20 protein-coding genes are annotated in these 25,060 nt (G+C 72.7%); 5 read left to right on the top strand and 15 right to left on the bottom strand.

Features of this window, described 5'->3' with window-relative positions; translation table 11 throughout:
• Positions 1-74: 74 nt before the first annotated feature.
• From ACFYZL_RS07875 to ACFYZL_RS07855, 5 genes are all read right to left on the bottom strand, one after another.
• Positions 75-926 (bottom strand): sulfurtransferase, encoded by an 852-nt coding sequence (locus ACFYZL_RS07875; RefSeq protein ID WP_384753336.1) that lies wholly within the window; start codon positions 924-926, stop codon positions 75-77.
• A gap of 2 nt (positions 927-928) precedes the next feature.
• Positions 929-2,287: a rhodanese-like domain-containing protein gene (locus tag ACFYZL_RS07870; protein WP_388677097.1), complete on the bottom strand. Its 1,359-nt coding sequence runs from the start codon at positions 2,285-2,287 to the stop codon at positions 929-931.
• A 51-nt stretch (positions 2,288-2,338) separates the two neighbouring features.
• Positions 2,339-3,463 (bottom strand): sulfite oxidase, encoded by a 1,125-nt coding sequence (locus ACFYZL_RS07865; protein WP_388677094.1) that lies wholly within the window; start codon positions 3,461-3,463, stop codon positions 2,339-2,341.
• A gap of 330 nt (positions 3,464-3,793) precedes the next feature.
• Positions 3,794-4,975 carry an aromatic amino acid transaminase gene (locus ACFYZL_RS07860; protein WP_384753328.1) on the bottom strand — a complete coding sequence of 394 codons (1,182 nt, stop codon included), beginning with the start codon at positions 4,973-4,975 and terminating at the stop codon, positions 3,794-3,796.
• The gene (locus ACFYZL_RS07855) at positions 4,968-5,951 is read right to left on the bottom strand and encodes a DMT family transporter (RefSeq protein WP_384753325.1); all 984 of its coding nucleotides are present in this window, start codon (positions 5,949-5,951) and stop codon (positions 4,968-4,970) included. Before ACFYZL_RS07855 ends, ACFYZL_RS07860 begins: the two co-directional genes overlap by 8 nt.
• A gap of 109 nt (positions 5,952-6,060) precedes the next feature.
• Between ACFYZL_RS07855 and ACFYZL_RS07850 the strand changes: the two genes are divergently transcribed.
• From ACFYZL_RS07850 to ACFYZL_RS07840, 3 genes are all read left to right on the top strand, one after another.
• Entirely contained in the window at positions 6,061-6,543 is a 483-nt protein-coding gene (locus ACFYZL_RS07850; protein WP_384753322.1) for an Lrp/AsnC family transcriptional regulator, read from the top strand.
• 254 nt (positions 6,544-6,797) lie between these two features.
• Positions 6,798-7,877, top strand: coding sequence for a hypothetical protein (locus ACFYZL_RS07845; protein WP_384753319.1), 1,080 nt, complete (start codon positions 6,798-6,800; stop codon positions 7,875-7,877).
• Positions 7,878-7,930: 53 nt separating this feature from the next.
• On the top strand, positions 7,931-9,739 hold the full coding sequence (locus ACFYZL_RS07840) for an Ig-like domain-containing protein (protein ID WP_388677089.1): 1,809 nt from the start codon (positions 7,931-7,933) through the stop codon (positions 9,737-9,739).
• A 79-nt stretch (positions 9,740-9,818) separates the two neighbouring features.
• Here the strand turns inward: ACFYZL_RS07840 and ACFYZL_RS07835 are convergent, their stop codons facing one another.
• The 3 genes from ACFYZL_RS07835 to ACFYZL_RS07825 all read right to left on the bottom strand — a co-directional run bounded on the left by ACFYZL_RS07835 (position 9,819) and on the right by ACFYZL_RS07825 (position 12,702).
• Positions 9,819-10,328 (bottom strand): O-acetyl-ADP-ribose deacetylase, encoded by a 510-nt coding sequence (locus ACFYZL_RS07835; RefSeq protein ID WP_384753310.1) that lies wholly within the window; start codon positions 10,326-10,328, stop codon positions 9,819-9,821.
• Positions 10,329-10,359: 31 nt separating this feature from the next.
• Entirely contained in the window at positions 10,360-11,778 is a 1,419-nt protein-coding gene (locus tag ACFYZL_RS07830) for a phytoene desaturase family protein (RefSeq protein WP_384753307.1), read from the bottom strand.
• 99 nt (positions 11,779-11,877) lie between these two features.
• Positions 11,878-12,702: an inositol monophosphatase family protein gene (locus ACFYZL_RS07825; RefSeq protein ID WP_384753304.1), complete on the bottom strand. Its 825-nt coding sequence runs from the start codon at positions 12,700-12,702 to the stop codon at positions 11,878-11,880.
• A 285-nt stretch (positions 12,703-12,987) separates the two neighbouring features.
• Between ACFYZL_RS07825 and ACFYZL_RS07820 the strand changes: the two genes are divergently transcribed.
• Positions 12,988-15,267, top strand: coding sequence for a SpoIIE family protein phosphatase (locus ACFYZL_RS07820; protein ID WP_388677084.1), 2,280 nt, complete (start codon positions 12,988-12,990; stop codon positions 15,265-15,267).
• Between the two features lie 39 nt (positions 15,268-15,306).
• On the opposite strand, the gene ACFYZL_RS07815 is transcribed toward ACFYZL_RS07820, so the two are convergent.
• The gene (locus tag ACFYZL_RS07815) at positions 15,307-18,243 is read right to left on the bottom strand and encodes a HAMP domain-containing protein (RefSeq protein WP_388677081.1); all 2,937 of its coding nucleotides are present in this window, start codon (positions 18,241-18,243) and stop codon (positions 15,307-15,309) included.
• A 111-nt stretch (positions 18,244-18,354) separates the two neighbouring features.
• Here ACFYZL_RS07815 and ACFYZL_RS07810 point away from each other — a divergent pair, with 111 nt between their 5' ends.
• Positions 18,355-19,230 carry a SigB/SigF/SigG family RNA polymerase sigma factor gene (locus ACFYZL_RS07810; RefSeq protein WP_388677078.1) on the top strand — a complete coding sequence of 292 codons (876 nt, stop codon included), beginning with the start codon at positions 18,355-18,357 and terminating at the stop codon, positions 19,228-19,230.
• Positions 19,231-19,359: 129 nt separating this feature from the next.
• Here ACFYZL_RS07810 and ACFYZL_RS07805 read toward each other — a convergent pair whose 3' ends face one another.
• From ACFYZL_RS07805 to ACFYZL_RS07780, 6 genes are all read right to left on the bottom strand, one after another.
• Complete coding sequence (locus ACFYZL_RS07805; RefSeq protein ID WP_388677074.1) at positions 19,360-19,809, bottom strand: ATP-binding protein; 450 nt, start codon at positions 19,807-19,809, stop codon at positions 19,360-19,362.
• A 23-nt stretch (positions 19,810-19,832) separates the two neighbouring features.
• Positions 19,833-20,204, bottom strand: a complete 372-nt coding sequence (locus tag ACFYZL_RS07800; protein ID WP_384756604.1) for an STAS domain-containing protein — start codon at positions 20,202-20,204, stop codon at positions 19,833-19,835.
• A 117-nt stretch (positions 20,205-20,321) separates the two neighbouring features.
• Complete coding sequence (locus ACFYZL_RS07795; RefSeq protein WP_384756607.1) at positions 20,322-21,323, bottom strand: TIGR03842 family LLM class F420-dependent oxidoreductase; 1,002 nt, start codon at positions 21,321-21,323, stop codon at positions 20,322-20,324.
• Between the two features lie 28 nt (positions 21,324-21,351).
• The gene (gene hydA, locus ACFYZL_RS07790; protein ID WP_384756610.1) at positions 21,352-22,752 is read right to left on the bottom strand and encodes a dihydropyrimidinase; all 1,401 of its coding nucleotides are present in this window, start codon (positions 22,750-22,752) and stop codon (positions 21,352-21,354) included.
• A 17-nt stretch (positions 22,753-22,769) separates the two neighbouring features.
• Entirely contained in the window at positions 22,770-24,023 is a 1,254-nt protein-coding gene (locus tag ACFYZL_RS07785) for an aspartate aminotransferase family protein (RefSeq protein ID WP_388677597.1), read from the bottom strand.
• Between the two features lie 38 nt (positions 24,024-24,061).
• A complete protein-coding gene (locus ACFYZL_RS07780) occupies positions 24,062-24,904 on the bottom strand; it encodes a nitrilase-related carbon-nitrogen hydrolase (RefSeq protein ID WP_376656798.1) in 843 nt (280 codons plus the stop codon).
• Positions 24,905-25,060: the final 156 nt, after the last annotated feature.

Genomic DNA, 25,060 nt, shown 5'->3' with positions numbered 1-25,060 from the left:
CGATTCCTACCGATTCACCCTATCCGAGCCATGGACGCGGGGCCCTGCCGATGGAAGCGGACGCGTGCGGGGGCTCAGCCCAGGGCGACGGGTGCCTGCACCAGCGAGCCGTACTCGGTCCAGGAGCCGTCGTAGTTCTTGACGTCCGGGTAGCCGAGCAGTTCGTGGAGGGCGAACCACGTGTGCGAGGAGCGCTCGCCGATCCGGCAGTAGGCGATGACCTCCCGGTCCGGGGTGATGCCCTGGCCCAGGTAGAGCATCCGCAGTTCGTCGGCGGACTTGAAGGTGCCGTCGTCGTTGGCGGCCTGCGCCCAGGGGACGTTGACGGCCCCGGGGATGTGCCCGGGGACCTGGGCCTGTTCCTGCGGCAGGTGCGGGGGCGCCAGCCGCTCGCCGCGGTACTCCTCCGGCGAGCGGACGTCGACCATCTGCACCCCGCGGCCGCCGCTGTCGAGGACCTCGGTGCGCATCGCCCTGAACTGCGGGTTCTCCTGGCCGGTCACCGTGAAGTCGGTGGGCTCGTACGTCCGCACGTCCCGGGTCGTCTCCCGGCTCTCCAGCTCCCACTTCTTGCGGCCGCCGTCGAGCAGCCTGACCCGGTTGAAGCCGCGCAGCCGCATGATCCAGTAGGCGTACGCGGCGAACCAGTTGTTGTTGCCGCCGTAGAGGATCACCGTCGTGTCGTAGCCGACCCCGGCGTCGGCGAGCAGCCGCCCGAGCGCCTCGCGGTCCAGGTAGTCCCGGCCCACGGCGGTGTGCAGGTCGGTGGCCCAGTTCCAGCCCACGGCGCCGGGTATGTGGCCCTGTTCGTAGGCGGTGGTGTCCTCGTCCACGTCGATGACGCGTACCGTCCGGTCGTCCAGGTGCTCGGCCAGCCACTCGGTGTCCACCAGTGTCTCCGGACGGGCGTATCCGCTGCCGCTCATGGTCAGCTCCTCTCGTGTTGCGTCAGGTCCCGCACTCCGCCGCTGATCACCGCCGTCACGGGGATCCCGGCGCGGTCGAGCAGCCCCGCCGCGACGGCCGCCCGGCGGCCGGTGCCGCACACCACGTAGACCTCTTCGTCCCGGGGCAGCTCGCCCAGCCGGTGCGGCAGTTCGGCGAGCGGTACGCGGAGGGTGCCGGGAACCCCGCCCTCCGGGTGCTCGGGCCGGACGTCGAGCACCAGCCGGCCGCCCTGGCGGCCGGCCAGTTCGGAGGCGTCCGCGGTGCGGAGGGAACGCAGCGGGCGGCCGGCAGCCGCCCAGGCGGCGACGCCTCCCGCCAGGTATCCGGCGACGTCCTCGTAGCCGATCCGCAGGAGTTGGGTCATCGCCTCGCGGGCCGCGTCCTCCTCCGGCTCCGGCAGGACCAGGACCAGGCGGGTGCCGAAGGGCACGACCTCGCCGACCAGGCTCGCGAAGCGGTCGTCCAGTTCGTCGCAGAGCGCGCCGGGCAGGTGGGCGGCGGCGAACTCGACGCGCCCGCGCCCGTCGACGATCTGCGCGCCGCCCCCGGCGAGCCCCTCCACCACGGCCGGGGTGAGCGGCCGGGGCGCGGGCGGGCCGCCCAGCACGTGGGGTCCCCTGCGGTTGATCGGGGCCATGTGGCGGTAGTAGGCGGGGTACGGCGGCAGTCCCGTCAGTCTGCCCCGGACGAACTCCTCCTCGTCGCGGGCGGCCAGTACGGGGTTGGTGCGCCGTTCCGCGCCGACGGTGCTGGTCCGTTCCCCCGCCACCGGCCCGGCCGCGCAGGAGCTGCCCGCGCCGTGCGTCGGGAGCACCCGGGTGGCGTCGGGCAGCAGTGCGAGGCGGCCGAGGGTACGGAACTGGGCCCGCGCCAGTTCCTCCGTACGCCCGGGGCCGGCGAGGTCGGTGCGGCCCGCGTTGCCGACGAGGAGGCTGCCCCCGGTGAAGACGGCGGTCGGGGGCCGGTCGGTGTCGTCGAAGACGAGGTAGGAGGTGTGCTCGGCGGTGTGGCCGGGGGTCTCCATGGCCCGCACGGTCACGTCGCCGACGGAGATCTCGTCGTCCTCGGCCAGCCCGAGGTGGTCGAAGGCGTACGGTGCACGGGCCGGGCCGGCGACGGTGGCGCCGGTCGCCGCGCGGACCTCCAGGGCGCCGGAGACGTAGTCGTTGTGCACGTGCGTCTCCAGCACGTACCGGATCCGCACCCCCCTGGACGTACAGGACTCCAGCAGCTCCCAGCTGTCGCGTTGCGGGTCCACCAGGGCGGCCTCGTCACCGCTGACGAGGAGGTAGCTGGTGTCACCCAGCGACGCCGTGGTCATGACCTCGATCTCGCTCATGTCCCTCACCGCCCGGGCCGCGGCCGTCCGGCCCCTGATCGGGTTTCCCGCCTAGACGACGACCACCTCGACCGAGGCCACCGGGTTGCAGCCGTAGCCCCGGGCGTTCCACGGCGCGCGCGGCGGCTGGGTGTCGCCGTGCTCGTCGGTCGCGCGGGCCAGCAGCCGGTACGGGCCGGGGCGCTCGGGGGTCCACCGGTAGGACCATCCGGTCCAGGCGTAGGGTCCGGGTGGCGGCTCCAGTACGGCGTCGTTCCAGTGCCGGTCGCCGAGCCGGCCGAGGTCGGCGACCGCGCCGCCGCGGGCGTCGTCGCCCTCGTACGCGGCCCTGACCTCGACGCGGCGTACGGACACGCCGTCGCCGGACCAGGCCCGGCCGCGGACGAGCGTCGCGTGGCCGCGGCGCACGGCTTCGTCCGGTTCGGGTTCTGTGATGAGCGATTTGACCCTGACCGTGGTGACGGGGCCTTCGGGGGTGCCGCGCGAGGCGGTGTAGACGTACTCCTCGGCCTGGAAGACGCCGGCGAACGGCTCCGCCACGGCGCGGGCCCCCACCAGCCACTTCACGTCGGCGACCGCGTACCGGCCGGGGACGACCAGGCGGACCGGGGCGCCGTGCTCGGGCGCGAGGGGCTCGCCGTTCATGTGGGTGACGAGGAGGGTGTCCGGGTGCAGGGCCGCGGCGAGGGGCAGGCTGCGTTCGAAGGGGGTGGGCAGACCGTGCACGGTGCCGGAGTCGGCCCCGGTGAAGACGATCTCCACGGTGGCCGGACGGATCCCGGCGCGGGCGGCGAGGGCACGGAAGGGAACGCCCGCGAAGTGCGCGCAGCCCACGGCCCCCAGGCTCCAGGGCAGGCCCGGCGGGCGGGGGGTCATCAGGGCGCGGCCGTTGCCCGCGCACTCCAGGACGGCGTCGAACTCCCGGCGTTCGAACCCGAGCAGCTCCTCGTAGCCGATCTCGAAGGGCGTGGCGACCTCGCCGCCGAGGCGCATGCGCCACAACCCGGGCGTGGTCTGCGGGATGCCGAAGTGGTCGCGTACGAAGAAGGCCCCCGCGGGCGTGACCGGCTCGATCAGGGCGGCGGGCGGAGTCTGCGCGTTGTACGGCTCGGACGTGACCGTTTCGGGTGCCCAGGCGGTGGCTCCGGGTCCGCGTGAAATCGACCATGCGGTCATGGCAGCACCTTCGTTCGGGCCCGTCTCCGAGCGCGACGCAGATCCCTTTCAGCTTACGTCCGGGAACCTCTTGACTCTGGACGAATAGGGAGGAAACTCATCTTTACACCGGATCACCGGAAAGAGCCGCAGCCGCCCTCTGGAGACGTTCAGAGGCCCGCACGACCCTTGTCCAGGCTCTGGCCAGGCCCCCGGCGGGCCGAGTTCGACCATGGGAGCCACCTGCGACGGCGGATGGCTCGTGGATCGACCGGCACGCCGGGGACTGCCCTGTCCGGGGGCCGTGGGCGAACGGGGGCCGGGGTGAACGGGGTCCGATGGCCGGCGCGGCTACCGCATGACCGCGGCGATGCCCTGCGCCAGGCGCGGGATCAGATCCCCTGCGATGCCCGCGATGTTGACGCGCCCCGAGGTCGTCCCGTAGATCGCGAACTCCCTGCGCAGCGCCAGCATCTGCGGCGGCGTGAGCGGCAGCATCGAGAACATGCCCTTCTGGCGCGCCAGCATCCCGGCCTCCGCGCCCAGGCCCAGCGCGCCCAGGTGCGCGGTCAGTACGGCCCGGTTGCCCGTGATCCGGGCACGCATGAGGTCCAGTTCGGCCCGCCAGAGGTCCCGCAGCCCGGCGTCCTCCAGGATGGTGGTCACCACGGCCGCGCCGTGCTCGGGCGGCATCGAGTACTGCGTGCGGGCGGCGTTCTGCAGGGCGGTCTCGGCGTGCCGTGCGGCGCCGGCCGAGGCACCGAGCACGATGGCGCAGCCGACGCGGTCGCTGTAGAGGCCGAAGTTCTTCGAGCAGCTGACGGCGATCAGCATCTCCGGCACGCGCGCCGCCAGCATCCGGGTGGGCAGCAGGTCGGCCTCCAGCCCGTCGCCGAGCCCGTGGTAGGCGAGGTCCACGAAGGGCACCCAGCCGCCACTGACGGCGGATTCGGCCAGCGCCTCCCAGTCGTCCAGGAGCGGGTCGACCCCGGTGGGGTTGTGGCAGGAGCCCTGGAGCAGGACGACGTCGTCGCGGCCCGCGCCGGCGAGTTCGCGCAGCACGCCCTCGGTGTCGAAGGCGCCCTCGGCGTCGCGCCAGCCGTACGTGCGCACCTTCAGCCCGGCGGCCTCCAGGATGGGCCGGTGGTTGACGTAGGCGGGGTCGCTGATCCACACCGTGGTGCCCGGCCGGGTCCGGCAGATCAGGTCGGCCAGCAGGCGCAGGGCCCCGGAGCCGGCGACGGTCTGCACGGCCGCGGCCCGATCGGCGGGGCCCCCGGCGCCCAGGACCATCGCCAGCAGGGCCCGGTTGAAGGCGGTGTTGCCGGACAAGCCCCGGTACTCCTTGGAGGCGGAGCGCTCCGCCAGCCGGATCTCGGCCTCCCGTACGGCGGCCATGACGGGGGTGCGGCCCGATTCGTCACGGTAGACGCCGAGGACGAGGTTGAGGCGTTCGGGGCGCTCGTCGGCGCCGAACTCGTCGGTGAGGACCCACAGCGGATCGGCGGGCGGCGGCGGGAGGAGCTCAAGCATCTGCGGGAACCTTGTGTCGTGGGCGGCGGTTGGCGAGGACGACGCCGGTGGTGATGAGGGGCACGCCGACGAGGACGGCGACGGTCGGCGACTCGCCGAGCACGGGGACGGCGAGCAGGACGACGGCGACGGGGCTGAGGCTGCCGACGACGGAGCTGCGCTCGGCCCCCAGCCGGCGGATGGCGAAGGCGTACAGCAGGCCGGCGCACAGGCCGACCCCGAGGCCCTGTACGACGAGGAACATCAGGATGTCCGAACCGGCCGCGTGCGCGAGGCCCGTGGGGAGCACCCCGGTCAGGACGAGGAGTCCGATGACCGCGAAGGAGGGCAGGCACAACAGGCCGATCGACCCGACGGGATCGAGGTCGACCTCCTTGAGGCCCACCGTGTACAGCGCCCACAGCCCGCTGGCCACCAGCAGGATCCCGGAGCCCAGCAGCACGTCGGTGTCCACCGGGACCACGTAGCGCCAGACGAGGGCGGCCACGCCCGCCGCGATCAGTACGAGCCCGACCGCCTGCGTGCCGCGGGGCACGCTGCGCCCGCGGGCGATCATGAGCGCGGAGACGAAGAGGGGGACCATCCCGGGGACGATCGAGCCGACGAACGCGGCGGAGGTCAGGGCGCCGCCGTGCATCGCCGCGAGGAAGAAGGGCACCCCGGCGCCGCACACGATCTTGATCGCGGCGCTCGGCCGGACCGCCGCGATGCGGTGCCTGCGCCGCCACAGGGCGGGGGCCAGCACGACGAGCGGGACGCCGAAGCGGAGCAGGGCGGCGTCGGCCGGCAGCAGGGAGGAGGCGCTCAGTGCGCGGGCGCTGAGCGCGAAGGCGGCCCAGATCGCCACGGTGACCAGCAGGGCGGCCATGCCCCGGGTCTGCGGGGAGAGCCGGAGACGGCCGGCCGCCGCGGGGTGTGCGGCGGCGGCCGTGGTGTCGATGGCGACCAAGGGTGGCGGCTCCAGCTTCGGGCTCACGCGTACGGGATTCCGTACACCCGCAACGCTAGGGCCTGGGCCGGGGCAGTCGATTGCCAGTTCTGCCGCCCGGACATACGTTTGGGGCAGAATCTGCCAAGGAGTGGCCATGGACGCAGTCGATCTGCAGATCATCCGGGAATTGCAGGCCGACGGGCGGCTGTCCAACCAGGACCTCGCCGACCGCGTGCGCCTCTCCCCCTCGCCCTGCCTGCGCCGGGTCCGGCGGCTGGAGGACGCGGGCCTGATCCGCGGCTACACGGCCATGGTCGACCAGGTCGCCTTCGGACTGCCGATCACCGTCTTCGTCCGGATCCGGCTGGAACGCCACACGGCGGACGCGGTCCGCGCCTTCGAGGAGCACGTCCACGTCATCGAGCACATCCAGGACTGCTACCTGATGGCGGGCAGCAGCGACTACCTGCTCCGCATCGTCATCGAGGACCTGGAGGCGTACGAGTCGCTCGTGCGCGACCGGATCCACGCCATCCCCGGCATCGCCTCGATCGAGTCGAGCTTCGCCTACGGCAGCGTGAAGCAGTCCCGGACCTACCCGCGCCCCACCCCGGGCGCCTCCGCGCGCCGCCTCTGAGGCGCGCCCGGCCACCCGGGCCACCCGACCGGCCCCACCCGGGCCACCCGACCCGCCCCGAGCGGGCCGCCCTTCGGCGGTCCGCTCACAGGCATGCCCACGGCGCGCCGCCGCACCCTACCCACGAGTACCGCATCTGCAAGGTTATTTCGTCGAATCGGCCTTACCTGCACGCTTATCTGACTGATACATTCCGCAAGCGCAACCCGCAGCCTCCCGTCCGGGGCACCACCACCTCCGAATGAGGGAAGTCCATGCGAAAGATGCTCCTGCGTCGCCCTGTCGCCGGAAGGGCCCTGGTCCTCGGCGCCCTGCCGGCCCTGGCCGTACCCGGCTCCGCCTACGCCAACACGGTCGGCGTGACGGTCCAGACCCCCGGCGCCACGTCCGGCCCCGGATCCGCGTTCTCCGAGATCTCGACGAACGCCCACTGCAGCAGCGGCCTGATCTCCGGCGGCGGGATCAACCAGGCGATCGGCACCGGCAGTTCGTCGAACGGCAACAAGATCAACGGCACCTCGCCGAGCCCCGACGGCAGCACCGAGTACACCGGCTCCACCGGGGTCGTCGGCACCGACGTGGCCTACTGGCTCGGCATCGGCGGCAGCGGCGGCGCGGTGAACGCCTCGTTCTCCAGCACCCCGTACGCCATGTGCTTCACCAGCAACCTGATCAACCACACCCAGGTGGTCATGAACAAGGTCGCCGGACCCACCACCGCTTCGACGGTGGGCCTGGTCACCGCGACCTGCCCCGCCAACACCCGGCTGCTCGGCGGCGGAGCCCGCATCACGCCGGCCTCCGTCGGCAGCCTGAAGCCGATCGCGAGCTTCCCCACCTTCAACGACTCCGCGCACGGCTACGGGCAGAAGGCCGCGGCCGACGGCGAGACCAACCCCGACTCCTGGAGCGCCGTCGGCTGGAACGGCGGCGGTGGCGACAGCGGCAACACCACCTACGCGTACGCCATCTGCAGCGGCAACACCATCAACATCAGCGGCACGACCGTGAAGGTGCGGTTCAGCGAGGTGAGCGGCCCGACCGCGGGCACCGCCGGTCTGACCACCAGCGTGGGCTGCGGCCAGAACGACGGGAAGCTCGTCAGCGGTGGCGCCGCGATCAGCGGAGGCTCCGTCACGACCACGAACTTCACGGGTCCGGGCTCCCCGGGCGACCACCTCAACGGCAGCTACCCCAGCGACTCCGGCGGCACCCCGGTCTCGGACGGCACCACCACGGCCTCGTACTGGTCGGCCTTCTCCCACACCGGCGCGCCCTCCTCGCCGAACACCTACACCGACGTCTGGGCGCTGTGCGCCAACGACGGCGTCTGAGCCTTCTTCCCCAGGCACCCCAGGTGCCTCATGTGCCTTCGTTTGGAACCGAGTTGAACATCTTCAGATCCAAGTCAGTGATGGCGGCCGGCGCGACCGGCCTCCTGGCGGCCACCCTCGCCGCCCTCCCCGCGAACGCCGACGAGGCGGCCCCGGCCTCCCCTTGCGGCGCCGGCGGGGTCTTCACCACCGCGGCGCCCACCTGCACCTACTCCGCTGTCGGCACGGACACCTTCACCGTGCCGGCGGGAGTGACCTCGGTGACGGTCGACCTCTTCGGCGCCGAGGGAGGCAGCGCGGCGGGCTACGTCACCCCCTCACCCCCGAACGACGGCGCGCCCGGCGGCCTGGGCGGCGAGACCCGCGCGGAGCTGGCCGTCACGCCCGGCCGGACCCTCCGGCTCACCGTCGGCGGGGTCGGCAGCTCGGGTACCGCCCGCAAGGGCGAGTTCGCCCGTCCCGGCGGCACCGGCCACGGCTCCGGCGGCGGCGGCTCCCACGGCGGCGGCGGCTCCGGCGGCGGCGGCACCGACCTGCGTACGGGTGCCTTCGACGGGACCGACCGGGTCCTCGTCGCCGGCGGCGGAGGCGGCGCGGGCAACGGCGGACCGCTGCTGCGCGGCGGCCACGGCGGCGGCCCGGAAGCCGACCCCGGCGGCCAGGGCAGTGGCCTCGACGGCTCCGGCCTCGCGGGCGGCGGCGGAACCCAGTCGGCCCACGGAGCGGGCGGCCCCCGCAACAACACCCTCGGCGCTCCGGGTGCCCCGGGCAGCGACACCGACGCGTGGGGCAGCAAGCCCAACCCCGGCAGCGGCGGCTCCGGCGGGAACGGCGGTGCCGGCGGCTCCGGCGGCGGTGGCGGTGGCGGCGGGTACTTCGCGGGCGGCGGCGGCTCCGGCGGCGGCCGTTCCGGCCCCGGCGCCCCCGGCAACATCCCCGCGGCCGGCGGCGGCGGTGGCAGCAGTTACGCGGCCCCGACGGCCACCGGCGTCTCCCTCCTCAAGGGCGTCAACCGCGGCAACGGCAAGGCGATCGTGACGTTCCGGTACGGAGCCTCGGTCACCGTGACCGCGGACACGACGGAACCCCTGTTCGGCCACGAGGTCGCCTTCACCGCGACGGTCGGCTCGGCGAACCCGGCCGCGCCCACCCCGAGCGGAACGGTCGTGTTCTCCGACGGGGCGACCCGCCTGGCGAGCGTGCCGCTCGACGGGGGCAGGGCGACCTTCCGTACGTCCGCGTTCCAGCCCGGCAACCACCGGATCACCGCGGCCTACGAGGGCGACGACAGCCACACCCCCGCTGCGACGGCGCAGCCCGCCGGCGTCACGGTCGGCTTCAGTGAGCCCTGCATCACCACGGCCCACGTCGGCCCCCTGACCGTCGCCGAGGGGCAGGCGCTCTGCATCGCCTCGGGCGGCAGCCAGACCGGGCCGGTCACGGTCCGGCCCGGCGGCTCGCTGGCGGTCTCCGACGCCCGTGTCGCCGGTCCGTTCTCCTCCGAGGGCGCCCTCGCCCTGACCGTGTGCCGGTCCGGGCTGACCGGGCCGGTCACCGTCAAGGGCAGCACCGGATACGTCCTGTTCGGCTCGGACCGCGAAGGGGCGGCCTGCGCCGACAACACGGTCAACGGCCCGCTGACCCTCGAAGACAACACCGGCGGCCTGCTGGCAGCGGCCACGACCGTCACCGGCGCGGTCCGGATCGACGGCAACAGCGGCAGCGGCCTCCTGCCCGAGGACGCCGTCCCGGCCTTCCGGGCCAACCGGGTCACCGGACCGCTGCGCTGCGAGGGCAACGCACCGACCCTCGACCACACCGGCACCCTGGTCCAGGGTCCCCGGACGGGGCAGTGCCGCTGACCGTCACCCGGTCCCGAACGGAGCCCGGCGCCGAGCGTTCACTTCGCGCTCGGCGCCGGGCTCCGTTCGTGCCGGTGGATCACGCCGCGGCGGCCTCGAAGGCCGCGTACGCCGTCGCGTCGAAGAGGACGAACCGCACTTCCTCCACCCGGGTGTCCGCCGCGCGGACCGTTTCGACGGCGATGCGCGCCCCGTCGTCCATGGGCCAGCCGTAGATGCCGGTGGAGATGGCGGGGAAGGCGACCGTGCGCGCCCCCAGTTCGTCCGCGACGCGCAGGGATTCGCGGTAGCAGGAGGCGAGCAGCTCCGACCGGTCCTGCTCCTTCGACCAGACCGGCCCGACGGTGTGGATCACGTGGGCGGCCGGGAGCCGGCCCGCGGTGGTGGCCACGGCCTTGCCCGTCGGCAGGCCCTTGCCGTAGTGCGAGCGGCGCAGGTCCTCGCAGGCCGCGAGGATCTCCGGGCCGCCGCGGCGGTGGATGGCTCCGTCGACTCCGCCGCCTCCCAGGAGGGAGGAGTTCGCGGCGTTGACGATCGCGTCCGCCTGCTGGGTGGTGATGTCCCCCTGGACCAGGGTCACCTGCACCATGATCGTGCCTTTCTCGCATCGTTCGCGCGGCTCAGGACGTGGCGCGCAGCCGGCGCCAGACCGCCTTGGCCGCGTTGTGGCCGGACATCCCGTGCACGCCCGGTCCCGGAGGGGTGGCCGAGGAGCACAGGAAGACCGCCGGGTGGGCCGTCGTGTACGGGCTGAGGGAGAGCTTGGGCCGCAGCAGGAGCCGGAGTCCGGCGGCGGAGCCGCAGGCGATGTCCCCGCCGACGTAGTTGGGGTTGCGGGCGGCGATCTGCGGCGGGCCGGCCGTGGCGCGGGCCAGCACCAGATCGCGGAAGCCCGGGGCGAAGCGCTCCAGTTGGCGTTCGACGGCTTCGGTGAGGTCGCCCTCCCAGCCCGCGGGGACGTGTCCGTACGCCCAGAACACGTGCTTGCCTTCGGGGGCCCGGCTCGGGTCGACGAGGCTGGGCTGCGACGTGATGAGGAAGGGGTTGCGGGGAGCCCGGCCGCCCGAGACGAGTTGCAGGGCCGCGTCGATGTCCCGGCTGCCCGGGCCGATCTGGACGGTGCCGGCGCGGCGCGCCTCCGGCGCGGTCCACGGCACGGGGCCGTCCAGCGCGTAGTCGATCTTGAACACGGAGGCGCCGTACTTGTAGCCGTCGTACGCGCGCCCCAGGCGGGCGATCCGGGCCAGTGCGGTCGGCGAGGTGTCGAACACGTACGCCCGGGCCGGCGGCAGGTCATCGAGCCGCTTGACCTCGAAACCGGTGTGGACCGTGCCGCCCAGGTCGCGCAGGTACGCCGCGAGCCCGTCGGAGATCGACTGCGAGCCGCCGCGCGGCATCGGCCAGCCGTTCGCGTGCGCGGCGAGGGCGAAGACCATGCCGACGGCGCCGGTGGCCACCCCGCCGAGCGGGGCGATGACGTGCGCGACGAGCCCGGCGAACAGTGCCCGCGCCCGGTCGTCGTGGAAGCGGCGCAGCAGCCAGGTGGCCGGCGGCAGCCCGGCGAGCCCGAAGCGGGCGAGGGTGAGCGGGTCGCGGGGCAGCGCGGTGCTCGGCAGTGACATGAAGTCCCGGGCGAGGGTGTCCCACTTGCCGAGGAAGGGTTCGACCAGGCGCCGGTAGGTGCCCGCGTCGCGCGGCCCGAAGGACGCGGCCGTCTCCGCGACCGAACGGGACAGCACGGCGGCCGTGCCGTCGTCGAACGGGTGCGCCATGGGCAGGGGGGCGTGCAGCCACTCCAGCCCGTACCGCTTCAGCGGCATCGTCGCGAAGACCGGCGAGCCGACGCCGAGCGGGTGGACCGCCGAGCAGGGGTCGTGCCGGAAGCCGGGGAGGGTGAGCTCTTCGGTCCGGGCCCCGCCGCCGACGGTCTCACCGGCTTCGAAGACGGCCACCGAGAAGCCGCGCCGGGCCAGTTCCACGGCGGCCGTCAGCCCGTTGGGCCCCGCCCCCACCACGACCGCATCGAGAATCGACGGCACTTGCGACTCCTTCGTCCGGCGGCTCCTGCGCCTCCAGGATATTGCGCCCGCACCGACCGCCGGGACCGCGGCGAGCTCGGATGACGGTGCGCGTGACGGCTATTGCGTGCGCAGCAGGTCCCGGACGCGGACGGTGGTGGCCTCGTCGCGGCCGACCGCGAAGGGCAGCGCGTTGTCCCGGTCGACCCGGAAGGGGACCCCGTCGACGGTGCTGTGCGTGCCGCCCGCCTCGGTGACCAGCAGCAGACCGGCCGCGTGGTCCCAGGCCGAGGGCCAGGTGAAGGCCAGGGCGTCCATCTCGCCGCGGGCCACCTTCAGGTACTCCAGGCCCGCCGAACCGCAGGGCCGGGCCGCGACCCCGGGCACGTCCAGCCGGGAGAGGATGCGCTTGTGCTCGTCGGTGGTGTACAGCGGGTGGGCCATGGCGACGCGCAGCTCGGCGCCCGGCGCGGGCGAACCGCTGTGGATCTGCTCGCCGTTGACGTACGAGCCCTCCCCGCGCACGGCGGTGGCCAGCTCGTCCAGGGCGGGGGCGAAGGTCCAGGAGGCGAGGATCTCCCCGTGGTGGGCGAGCGCCACCAGGGTGCAGAAGGCGGGGTCTCCCTCGACGAACTGCCGGGTGCCGTCGACCGGGTCCACGATCCACACGGGGGCGTCCCCGCGCAGCGCCCCGTAGACGGTCGGGTCGGCGTGCACGGCCTCCTCGCCGACCACGACGGAGCCGGGCAGGAGCCGGGTGAGGGAGGCCGTCAGGTGCTCCTCGGCCTTCCGGTCGGCGACGGTGACCAGGTCGTGCGGGCCGCTCTTCTGGTCGACCTCGTGCTCGGCCAACTGCCGGAACCTCGGCATGATCTCGACCGCCGCCGCCTTGCGGACGGCTTCTTCCACATCGGACAGGTTCTGGGCCAGGAAGTCATTGATCATGCCCCCAGCAAAGCACGCCCGGACGACAATCCCCACCGCCGGTTCGGGCGGCCGCCCGGACGCCGGGTGTACTCCGGGTGAACCGGTCCGCCCGGCCGGGCGTTCAGCCGCGGGCCGCGCAGACCGCCGGGAGCGCAGCGGTGCCCGCCGCCGGCCACGCCGCGTGGTCGCCGATGTGCCCCGAGTGCAGCGTCGCGGGGGCTCCGCACCGCCGTCGTGTCGTTTCGCGCCGGGGGCCCGGGGCAGACGCACGGACGGGAGGGGACGAGCGGCGGAGGTGATGTCATGACGGAGCCCGGCCCGGCCGGTGTTCCCTCCGGCAGCGCCCTGGCCGCCGCCGTCGCCGACCTGACCGCCGAGATCGCGGCCCTCCACGCGGACCGGGCACGCCGGCGGCTGCTCGACCTCGCCACCGGGGCGCTCTCGGCCCAGCTGTCCATCCCACCCGACGAGGCCGCGGACCACTTGGTGCACTTGGCGGTGTCCACGGGGCTCGGGGCCGTGGACACCGCCGCCGACATCGTCAACGCCGCCGCGGGCGCCCATGTCGTCGAGGTCCCCGAGGGGCGACCCGGCGCCCTGTCCGACGCGCGCCGGGCCCGGCGCGGCATGGCGGCCACCCTGGCCTCGGACAGTGTCGGCGAGGCCCTGGACACCCTGCTGGAGGGCGGCCTGGGCCCGCTCGGCGTGCGTTCGGTCTTCCTGTGGCGGCGCACCGAGACGGGTTGCCTGGAGCTGGTCGGGCAGGCCGGTGCGAGCCGGCCGGAGGCCTCCCACTGGCAGTGGGTGCCGCCCGAGTGCGGCGGGCCGCTGCACCGGGCGCTGCAAGGTGGTCTGCCCGTCTGGCTGCCGGACGGGCAGGAGAAGGGCGGCGAGCCCATGGGCGCGCGCGGGCCTCCCCGGTTGCCGGGCGCCGACCCGAACGGCGCCCGGGTGCTCTTCCCGATCCGGCGGGCGGGCGGGACGGCCGGGCTGCTCCTGGCGGCCTGGGAGGGACCGGTGTCCCTGGACGAGGGGATGCGCAGGGAGTTCGCCGATCTGGCGGAACCCGCGGGACGCGTCGTGGACTGGGCCCGGGACGAGGAGGACGGGCCCCGAGGGCTGTCCGCCGTGCTCGACCTGCTGGAGCAGCCCGCGGCGATCATCGCGACGACCGGGCCGGGCCGGGAAGTCGTCGAATACGTCAACGCCGCTGCTCGCAGGGCCGTCGGCGAGGTCCACGACCCCGTCGGCCGGCCGGCCGCGCAGGTGTTCCCGTACTCCCACGAGGGCCTGGTGCGGCTGATCACGGCTGCGGCCGGGGGCGGCGGGCCCCAGTTCGCCCCCGCGCTTCCGCAGGACGGCCCGGCTCCCGAGTCGGGGTCCATGGCGCACGTGAAGGTGCTGGCCCTGGCCAGGGAGCGGGCCGCGGTGGTGTGGGACACCGTCGACACGAGCCCGGTGCTGGTGCGCGTGCTCGGGCGGCTGGCCCGGATCGCCTGGTTCGAGGACGATCTGATGACGGGCCGGTCCCGGTGGAGTCCGAAGGCGTACGCGATCTTCGGTCTGGGGACGGAGGCGGACCCGCTGCCGCTCCGGATGCTCGGGCCGCGGGTGCACGCCGAGGACGAGGACGACCTGAAACAGCTGCTGGCGGCGTTGACGGAGCGGCGGGAGGGCGCCCAGGCGCAGGTGCGCGTGACCCGCCCCGACGGCGGGGTGCGCCGCCTCCGGATCGCCGCCGAGCCCGTCCTCACCCAGGGGGTCCTGACCGGGGTGGCGGGCGTCTATCAGGACGTCACGGCGCAGCACCACACCGAGCTGGCCCTCAGCGCCAGCTTCGACCGGCTGACCGCCGCGCAGGCGGAGGCCGAGATGCGCAACCAGGTGGTGCTCCGGCTCCAGCAGGCGCTCCAGCCGGAGTCGCCGCCGCTGGAGACGCTGCCCGGGCTGGAGATCGCGGCCCGCTACCGCCCGGCCCTCGCGGAGTACCGGGTGGGTGGTGACTGGTACGACGTGCATCCGCTGCCGTGCGGCCGGGTCCTCGTCTCGGTCGGTGACATCGCCGGGCACGGCATCGACGCGGCGACGGCGATGACCGCGCTGCGCAACGCGCTGCACGGACTGGCGTTCACGGGGGCCGCGCCCGGACAGCTGATGGGTTGGCTCAACGAGGTGACCCTGAGCGCGCCCGGCCAGCCGACGGCCACCGCCGTGTGCGCGTTGTACGACCCGGGCGCGGGGGTCGTGCGCTGGACGACGGCCGGACACCTGCCTCCCCTGCTGGTGCGGGACGGGCGGGGCCGGTTCCTGGAACCGCCGCACACCGTCCTGCTCGGCGCGCTGCCGGGAGCCGTGTACGCGGACAGGACGACCAAGGTCCGCCCCGGCGACTTCCTGCTCTTCTACACGGACGGACTGGTCGAGCGGCGGCACGAGGGGCTGGACGAGAGCCTGGCGGTGCTGCGGCGGGCGGCCGAGCGGCTCGGGGCGGAGCGCACGGACGAGCTGGCCGACCTGCTGATGGCGGAGGTCAGCGGGGACACGGACGACGACACCAGCCTGGTGGTGCTGCGGGTCTGCTGACGGGCCGACCGACCCGTCCGGCGAAGGGCGGGCCGGGCGTCACGGGCCCGGGGCGGCCAGGCAGGCACGGATCTTGGCGATGAGGACTTCGGGGGCCACGGGCTTGGCGATGTAGTCGGTCGCTCCGGCTGCCAGGGCTTCGGCCCGGTCGTCCGGCATGGCCTTGGCGGTGACGACGATGACGGGGAGGCCGTCGAGGCCGGGCAGGGCGCGGATGGCGCGGGTGGTCTCGTAGCCGTCCATGCCGCCCATCATCAGGTCCATCAGCACGAGGTGCACCGGCTCACCGCTCGTGAGCAGGGCGATGCCCGCCTCCCCGTTGTCCGTGGCCAGGACGCGGACGCCCGCTTCCTGGAGGATCTCCGTCACCGCGAAGACGTTGCGGGCGTCGTCGTCGATCACGAGGACGGTCCGGCCGGACGGTTCGGTGTCCGTCTCGGCTCCCGCGCCGGCCGACGGGGTTCCGGCCGGCAGCTCGGCGACCCCGGGTACGGAGCCCGCCGCGGCCCGGCCGTCGTGCGCGGGCAGGTACAGCGTGAACCGGCTGCCCCGGCCCTCGGTGCTCTTGGCCGTCAGGACGCCGCCGAGGAGCCGCGCCACCTCACGGCTGATGGAGAGCCCGAGGCCGGTCCCGCCGTAGGCGCGGGAGGTCGAGGGGTCGCCCTGCTGGAAGGCGCCGAAGACGGACTCCAGCCGGTCGGCGGGGATGCCGATGCCGGTGTCGGTGACGTGGAAGGCCAGCACGTCCGCGAGGCCCGTGAGGGTCGGGGGCAGCTCGTCGGGGGCGGCCCGGCCCACGAGGAGGGTGACCTGGCCGGCTTCGGTGAACTTCAGCGCGTTGGAGAGCAGGTTGCGCAGCACCTGGCGCAGCCGGGCCTCGTCGACGACCACGTCGTCCGGGACGTCGGGGGCGGCCGCGACGGTGAGTTCCAGCGTCCGTTCGTCGGCGACGGGCCGGAAGGTGGTGTCCAGGTAGCCCAGCAGACGCCGTACGGAGATCGTCTCGGGGTGGATGTCCATCTTCCCCGCCTCGACCTTGGACAGGTCGAGGATGTCGTTGATCAGTTGCAGCAGGTCGGATCCGGCGGAGTGGATGACGGTCGCGTAGTCGACCTGCTTCTCGGTCAGGTTGCCCTCGGGATTGTGCGCGAGGAGCTGGGCGAGGATGAGCAGGCTGTTGAGCGGGGTGCGCAACTCGTGGCTCATGTTGGCCAGGAACTCCGACTTGTACATGGAGGTGCGCGACAACTGCCGGGCGCGTTCCTCCAGTTCCTGGCGGGCCTGTTCGATCTCCAGGTTCTTCCGCTCGATGTCGCGGTTGCGGTCGGCCAGCAGGGCCGCCTGCTCCTTCAGCTCGGCGTTGGACCGCTGGAGTTCCCGCTGCCCCACCTGGAGTTCGTGGGAGCTGCTGCGCAGTTCGGCCGTCAGCTGCTGGGAGCGTTCCAGGAGCTCGTCGGTGCGGGCGTTGGCGATCAGCGAACGGACGTTGACGCCCAGCATCTCCGTGAGCTGGTCGAGGAAGTCGCGGTGCAGGGGGCTCATCGGGTGCAGGGCCGCGACTTCCACCGCGCCCAGCACCTGGTCCTTGGCCACGATCGGCAGCACGGTCAGGGACGTCGCCTCGACGGCCCCCGTGCCGGACGCGATGGTCGCGTACCCGGGCGGCAGGCCGTCCACGGTGATGGCCCGGCGGCCGGCGGCGGCCTCGCCGACGAGGGACTGGCCGATCCTGAAGCGGCGCGGGCCGACGTCCGGCCCGTCGGGCAGCCCGTAGGTGGCGATCGCCACGAGTTCGGTGCCGTTGGGACCCTCCTGGGCCAGGAAGAAGCTGCCGTACTGGGCGTTCACCAGCGGGGGCACCTCGCGCATGATCAGCTGGGCCACGGCGGGCAGGTCGCGGATGCCCTGGATCTGGCGGGCGACCCGCGCCAGGCTCGAACCCAGCCATTCCTGCTCCTCGTTGGCGCGGATGGTGGCGCGCAGCGACTCGACCATGGCGTTGATGTTGTCCCTGAGTTCGCCTACCTCGCCGGGGGCGTCCACGGTGATCGAGCGGGTCAGGTCGCCCTCGGCGACGGCTCCGGTCACCTCGGCGATGGCGCGTACCTGCCGGGTGAGGTTGCCGGCGAGTTCGTTGACGTTCTCCGTCAGGCGCTTCCAGGTGCCCGATACGTCGGCCACCTCGGCCTGGCCGCCGAGCCGGCCTTCGCTGCCCACCTCGCGGGCCACGCGGGTGACTTCGGCCGCGAAGGAGGACAGCTGGTCGACCATGGTGTTGATGGTGGTCTTGAGTTCCAGGATCTCCCCGCGCGCGTCCACGTCGATCTTGCGGGTGAGGTCGCCGCCGGCGACGGCCGTGGTGACCTGGGCGATGTTGCGCACCTGGTTGGTCAGGTTCGTCGCCATCGAGTTGACGTTGTCGGTGAGGTCCTTCCAGGTGCCGGACACCCCGTGCACCGTGGCCTGACCGCCCAGCTTCCCCTCGGTGCCCACCTCGCGGGCCACCCGGGTGACCTCCTCCGCGAAGGAGGAGAGCCGGTCGACCATCGTGTTGATGGTCTCCTTCAACTCCAGGATCTCACCGCTCGCGTCCACCCGGATCCGCTGGGTGAGGTCGCCGCGTGCCACGGCCGTCGCCACCTGCGAGATGTTGCGCACCTGGGAGGTCAGGTTGTCGGCCATGCTGTTCACGCCCGTGGTGAGCTCGGTCCAGACGCCGCCGGTGCGCGGGACCCGGGCGTGCCCGCCGAGCAGTCCCTGTCCGCCGACCTCCTGGGCGACACGCGTGACCTCGGAGGTGACCAGGGACAACCGCTCGACCATGCGGTTGTAGACGGCCGCGATCTCGCCGGGGAGGCCTTCGGCGTCGTCCGGCAGCCGGGCGGTGAGGTCCCCGTCATGGACGGCGGTGAGGCTCGCGAGCAGCTTTTCCAGGATCCGATCGGACTCGTTCATGTGTGACCTCGCTGGATCCACTGTCCCACGCGGAAGGGTCGAACCGCCCTTCGGGGGGTATATCCCCCTAGAAGGCCACGACGGCCCCGATGCGCCGGGCAGGCGCCGGAACCGATCCGTCGGAGGATCCCCATGTCACCCCGTTCCCGCGACACCGCGGAGCCCGTCCATACCATGTGCAGCGCCACCGCGCCGGACATCCCGGAGAATCCGCTCGGAGTGAGCACCTCCGAGGCCCGGACCCTGTCGGTCTCGTTGTTCCGGCGGCTGGACGAACTCACCGAGGGCACCGCCGAGTACTCGTACGTGCGCAACACGCTCGTGGAACTCAACCTCAGCCTGGTGAAGTACGCCGCCCGGCGGTTCCGGGGCCGCAGCGAGCCTCTGGAGGACATCGTCCAGGTCGGCACGATCGGCCTGATCAAGGCCATCAACCGGTACGACGTCGAACGCGGCGTCGAGTTCGCGACGTTCGCGCTGCCCACCGTGGTCGGTGAGATGAAGCGGTTCTTCCGCGACACCTCGTGGGCCGTGAAGGTTCCCCGGCGCATGCAGGAGCTGCGGCTGGACATCGCCAAGGCGCACGACGCGCTGGAGCAGCGGCTGGGCCGGCAGCCCACCGACCACGAGGTCGCGGAGCGGCTGGGCATCGACGACACCTCCGTGGTCGAGGGACGCCGGGCCGCCAACGGATACACCGCGGGGTCTTTCGACCGCCCCGCCGGGGACGAGCCGGAGGGCGGCACGGCGCCGCACTCGCTCGGGGTCGAGGAACCCGCGTACGACCTGATCGAAAGCCTGGAGTCCCTCAAGCCGCTCGTCGCGGAACTCGGCGAACGCGACCGGCTGATCCTTTCGCTGCGGTTCGGTGAGGACCTCACCCAGGCGGAGATCGGCGACCGGCTCGGCGTCTCCCAGATGCAGGTCTCCCGGCTGCTGGGCCGGATCATGACGACGCTGCGGACGGGGCTGCTGACCGACACGCCCGAGGCGGAGCCGCAGCGGTAGGGTCCCGGATCTCCCGGATCAGGAGTCACTGGCCGTCTCCGGTTGGGTGTCGTCTCCCGGTTGGGTGTCGTCTCCAGGCGGTGTGCCGTCTCTCAGGGTCCGGGCTGCGGCCCGGCTGCGGGCTGCGGGTCAGGCGTCACCGGGCGTCGGCGTGGGTACCGAAACCTCCAGCCAGACGCACTTCCCGCCGTCCAGCGGCTCCGCGCCCCAACGCCGCGCCAGCCTCTCCACGATGAGCAGTCCGTGCCCGCCGGGCCGGGCGGGGTGGGCGTTCCGCCGGCGCTCCGGGAGCACGGAACTCCGGTCGGTCACCTCGATGCGCAGGCCGTCACCGGTGCGCAGGAGCGCCAGCGAAATGGGGCCACCGCCGTGCAGGCGGGCGTTGGCCACCAGCTCGGACACCAAGAGCAGCACGTCCTCGGCGTATACGGCGGCTTCCTCGTCATCGTCCGTGACCGGCAGCCACTCCCAGTCGGTCAGGGCACTCCGGGTGAAGTCGAGGCATCGTGTGACGACCTTGTCGTCGTCGGGGCCCAGCACGAAGACCCGACTCCGTTCCGGTGAACGGCGCTCGCTCATGGTGCGCCTCCGCTAAGCCTCCGCTATTGGTGCCGCGGACGTCCTGCCAGTGCCTCGGTGACGTCGGCGTACACGGAGAAGATCTCGTCCACGCCGGTGATGCGGAACATGCGCTGCACCGGTCGGCGCAGGCCCACGATCTCGATCGTGTTCCCGGCCTTCTCGGCCGTGAGCCGGCCCTGCAGCAGGACGTTCAGTCCCGTCGAATCGCAGAAGCCCACGTCGGAGAAGTCCACCAGTACCCGATCGCCGCCTTCGGCGGGGGCGTCCCCCAGCGCCTGCCGCAGCGGCTCGGCCGTGTCATGGTCCAGCTCGCCACCGAGTTTGAGCACGGTGGCCCCGGGCACTTGTCGCACCTCGACGGTGAACCGGTCGCCCTCCGCTGCGGAATCCATGGGGGACCCCCTTCCACATGTGGCTCCGTAAGGCGCCTACCCGGGCCCGGAGCGCGCATTCGCTCCAGGCCCGGGCTCCTCGCGGCGGGCCCGCGACGGACCGGTGGGTGGGGCCGGTCAGTCGCGCAGCACCGGGATGACGTGCTGCCCGTACGCGTCGATCGTCGCCTCCTTCGCGTCGTGCATGTCGTAGACCGCGAACTGGTCGACGCCGAGGTCGCGCAGGGCCCGCAGCTTCTCGACGTGCGCCTCGGCCGGGCCCAGCAGGCAGAAACGGTCGACGATCTCGTCCGGGACGAAGTCGGTGGACGGGTTCCCGGCGCGGCCGTGGTGGCTGTAGTCGTAGCCCTCGCGGGCCTTGATGTACTCGGTGAGCTCGTCGGGGACCATCGAGGAGTGCTCTCCGTAACGGCCCACGAGGTCGGCCACATGGTTGCCGACCATTCCGCCGAACCAGCGGCACTGGTCGCGGGCGTGCGCGAGGTCCTCGCCCACGTAGGCGGGGGCCGCCACGCAGATGGTGATGGCGTCCGGGTCTCGGCCCGCGTCGGCCGCCGCCTGCCGGACCGACTTCACCATCCACTCGGTGAGGTAGAGGTCGGCGAGCTGGAGGATGAAGCCGTCCGCCTTCTGACCGGCCAGGGCGAGGGCCTTCGGCCCGTACGCCGCCATCCAGACGGGCAGCTTGCCGTCCCGGATCCAGGGGATCCGGATGGGGTTGCCGTCGACAACGGCCTCGCGGCCCTCGGCCAGGTCCCGGATGACGTCGATGGCCTCGCCGAGCCGGGCCAGGGTGTTGGGTTTGCGCCCGGCGACCCGCATCGCCGAGTCCCCGCGCCCGATCCCGCAGACGGTGCGGTTGCCGAACATGTCGTTGAGGGTGGCGAAGGTGGAAGCGGTGACCTCCCAGGTGCGGGTGCCGGGGTTGGTGACCATGGGACCGACGTGGAGCTTGCGGGTGTGCTCCAGGATCTGGCTGTAGATGGTGAACGGTTCCTGCCACAGCACGGCGGAGTCGAAGGTCCAGCCGTAGCGGAAGCCGTTGCGCTCGGCGCGGCGCATGAGGCTGACCACCTGCGAGGCGGGCGGATCGGTTTGCAGGACGAGGCCGAAGTCCATGGGGTGGCTCCTTGCGGGTCCGAGCGGCTTACAGGTACTGACAGGTGGACCGGGGGATGTACGCCCCGTGGCCGGCCCGGCCGGTGAATTCGCGCCGGTCGATGACGAGTTCGCCGCGCGAGAGCACGGTGTCGACGCGTCCGGTGATCCGTTTGCCCTCGTACGCCGAGTAGTCCACGTTCATGTGGTGGGTCTCGGCGGAGATGACCTGCTCGGCGTGCGGATCGTAGAGGACGATGTCGGCGTCGGAGCCCGGCGCGATGGTGCCCTTCTGGGGGTAGAGGCCGAACATCCGGGCCGGGGTCGCGCAGGCGATCTCGATCCAGCGGCGGCGGCCGATGTGCCCGTCGACGACCGCCTGGTGGAGGAGGTCCATGCGGTTCTCCACCCCCGGCAGCCCGTTGGGGATCTTGGAGAAGTCGCCCCGTCCCAGCTCCTTCTGACCGCGGAAGCAGAACGGGCAGTGGTCGGTGGAGACCACCTGGAGGTCGTTGGTGCGCAGCCCCCGCCACAGGGCCGCCTGGTGCTCCCGCGGCCTCAGCGGGGTGGAGCACACGTACTTGGCACCCTGGAAGTCGGGCTCGGCGAGGTTGTCGGTGGACAGGAACAGGTACTGCGGGCAGGTCTCCCCGAAGACGGGCAGCCCCTTGTCGCGGGCAGCGGCCAGTTCGGCGACGGCCTCCTCCGCCGAGACGTGGACCACGTACAGCGGCGATCCGGCCACGCGGGCGAGCTGGATGGCGCGGTGAGTGGCCTCGGCCTCCAGGAGCACCTTGCGGACCTCGCCGTGGTGGCGGGGGTCGGTCTCCCCGCGCGCCAGGGCCTGTTCGACGAGGACGTCGATCGCGATGCCGTTCTCGGCGTGCATCATGATCAGCCCGCCGTTGCCGGAGGCCCGTTGCATGGCGCGCAGGATCTGTCCGTCGTCGCTGTAGAAGACGCCGGGGTAGGCCATGAACAGCTTGAAGGAGGTGACCCCCTCCCCGATGAGGAGGTCCATCTCCTTCAGGGTGCCCTCGTTGACGTCCGAGAGGATCATGTGGAAGGCGTAGTCGATCGCGCACTGCCCGTCCGCCTTGGCGTACCAGGCGTCGAGACCCTCGCGCAGGGCGTGGCCCACGCTCTGCACGGCGAAGTCGACGATGGTGGTGGTGCCGCCCCAGGCCGCGGCCCGGGTGCCCGTCTCGAAGGTGTCCGAGGCGGAGGTCCCGCCGAAGGGCAGCTCCATGTGGGTGTGCGCGTCGACCCCGCCGGGGATGACGTACTTCCCGCTCGCGTCGATCGTACGGTCGGCCGTCCAGGCCTCTGCGGCCGCCGAGCCGTGTGCGGCGAGGGCCGCGACGCGTCCGTCCTCGATCAGGACGTCCGCGTGCAGTTCGTCGGCGGCGGTGACGACGAGGCCGCCGCGGATCAGGGTGCGGATGCTCATGTGCGGTGCGTCCCCCTCTACTGGATGCTGCGCAATGCCTGTTCGAGGATGTCGGCGCCCTCTTCCGCCTCGGCGACGGTGAGGGAGAGCGGCGGCGCGATGCGCAGCACGCTGGTGTTGTGGCCGCCGCCCTTGCCGATCAGCAGGCCGGCCTCGCGGGCGGCTTCCTGTACGGCGCCGGCCGCGTCGGGGTCGGCCTGGTCGGTGCCGGGCCGGGTCAGCTCCAGGCCGGCCATCAGGCCGCGGCCGCGGACCTCCCGTACGGCGGGCACGTGCGCCGCGATGGCGCGCAGCCGCTCCAGGAGCAGGCCGCCGACGCGGCGCGCGTTGCCCTGGAGGTCGTGCTCCAGGAGGTACGCGAGGTTGGCGACGCCCGCGGCCATGGTGACGGGTGAACCGCCGAAGGTGGAGATGGAGTTGGAGTCGATGCAGTTCATCACCTCGGCGCGGGCCACGACGCCGCCGATGGACATGCCGTTGCCGATTCCCTTGGCGAAGGTGAGGATGTCCGGCGGGCCGTTCTGGGCGTGGGCCTGCCAGCCCCAGAAGTGTTCGCCGGTACGGCCCCAGCCGGTCTGCACCTCGTCGCTGATCCACAGGATGCCGTGGCGGTCGAGGACCTCGCGGAAGGCCCCGTACAGGCCGTCGGGCGGCGAGGTGAAGCCGCCGACGCCCTGGATCGGCTCGGCGATGAGGGCGGCCACTCCCCCGCGGGCCTGGCCCAGTACGTCCTCCAGGTCCGCGACGGCGGCGGCCGTGAAGCCAGCGTCGTCGAGGTGGGCGAGGGGGCCGCGGGTGCGGACCGCGCCGTGGACGTAGTACGTCTGGAGCGGCGAGAGGCTGGTCGGGGACCAACCTCGGTTGCCGGTGATCGAGACGGTGGAGAAGGACCGGCCGTGGTAGCTGTTGCGCATCGCCAGGATCTGGTTGGAGCGGCGGTACGTCGTCGCGAGCAGCAGGGCGGTGTCGTTGGCCTCGGTGCCGGAGGTGGTGAAGAAGACCCGGGCGTCGGGGATCCCGGACAGGGCCGCCACCCGCTCGGCCAGCTCGATCATCGGCCGGTTGAGGTAGAGGGTGGAGGAGTGGATGATCCGCCCGGCCTGTTCCGCCACGGCCTTGGTGACCTCGGGCAGGGCGTGGGCGGTCATCGTGGTGAGGATGCCGCCGAAGAAGTCGAGGTAGCGGTTGCCGTCGGCGTCCCAGACGTGGCGGCCCTCGCCGTGGGTGAGCTCGATGGGGTGCTTGTAGTAGAGCGCGAGCCAGTCGGGCATGACGGTGCGGTGGCGACTGTGGAGCGGGGTGGGGTTGGTCACGGCTGTACGAGCCCTCCGTAGGCGTCGGGGCGGCGGTCACGGTAGAACGCCCACTGGGTGCGGACCTCTTCGATGAGGCCGAAGTCGAGGTCGCGGACGAGGAGTTCCTCCTCCTTGTCGCTGGCGACGTCGCCGACGAACTGGCCGCGCGGGTCGACGAAGTAGCTGGTGCCGTAGAAGTCGTTGTCGCCGTACTCCTCCTGGCCGACGCGGTTGATGGCGGCGACGAAGTACTCGTTGGCGACGGCGGAGGCGGGCTGCTCCAGCTGCCACAGGTACGCGGACAGGCCCCGGGAGGTGGCGGACGGGTTGTAGACGAGCTGTGCGCCCGCCAGACCCAGTTGGCGCCATCCCTCGGGGAAGTGCCGGTCGTAGCAGATGTACACGCCCACCCTGCCGACGGCGGTGTCGAAGACGGGCCAGCCGAGGTTTCCCGGGCGGAAGTAGTACTTCTCCCAGAATCCCTTCACCTGCGGGATGTGGTGCTTGCGGTACTTGCCGAGGTAGCTGCCGTCGGCGTCGATGACGGCGGCGGTGTTGTAGTAGAAGCCGGCGCTTTCGAGTTCGAAGACCGGGACGACGATGACCATGCCGGTCTCGCGGGCCAGGTCCTGCATGCGTCGGACGGTCGGGCCGTCGGGGACGGCCTCGGCCCAGCGGTAGTGCTCGGGCTCCTGGACCTGGCAGAAGTAGGGGGCGTTGAACACCTCCTGGAAGCCGATGATCTGCGCGCCTTGCGCGGCGGCACGGCGGGCGTGCTCCTCGTGTTTGGCGATCATCGAGTCGGTGTCTCCGGTCCAGGTGGCCTGGACCAGCGCGGCGCGGACGACTTGGGCCATGAGCTGCTCCTCGCGACGGGAACGCCGGTTCTACGCACGTAGACGGTGTACGTAGGGAGTAGAACGTAGGCCTCGTCACAGCCTGGGGCAAGACCACCATGCGCAGTTGGAGTAGTCGATCAAGTTACGTCACCACGCGGTCGTTTGCGGTCGTCG

It is taken from the genome of Streptomyces sp. NPDC001717 (genome assembly GCF_042892775.1).
Taxonomy (GTDB): domain Bacteria; phylum Actinomycetota; class Actinomycetes; order Streptomycetales; family Streptomycetaceae; genus Streptomyces.
The sequence above is the reverse complement of the archived record's forward strand: the minus strand, read 5'-3'. Positions and strand labels throughout refer to the sequence as shown.